We start from the raw sequence: 231 nt of genomic DNA, 5'->3' as shown, positions 1-231 counted from the left end.
CAATGCATACTATGAGTTTGAGAAAATTTATACCGCGCAGCAGTGGGCTAAAAAGCAGCGTTGGATTGTTGATTACTTAACAGAACATGCCCCTGATGTGATTGGTTTTCAGGAAGTGTTTAGCATTGACTCATTAAAAGAGCTAGTAGGCGAGCAAGGTTATAATTACTTTGCTGTAGTTGATACGCCAGAGGTGATTGATGACTTTATTTATAAACGCCCTGTAGTGGC

The 231-nt window shown here is 40.3% G+C and carries 1 protein-coding gene; it reads left to right on the top strand.

Annotated elements, in window-relative coordinates:
- The coding region (locus AAEY83_RS18955; protein WP_351061808.1) for an endonuclease/exonuclease/phosphatase family protein at nucleotides 1-231 on the top strand (231 nt) is incomplete at both ends.

The sequence above is a fragment of the Psychrobacter sp. TB20-MNA-CIBAN-0197 genome, from assembly GCF_040309765.1.
Taxonomy (GTDB): Bacteria; Pseudomonadota; Gammaproteobacteria; order Pseudomonadales; family Moraxellaceae; genus Psychrobacter; species Psychrobacter submarinus.
This window is presented reverse-complemented; position numbering and strand designations above follow the sequence as displayed.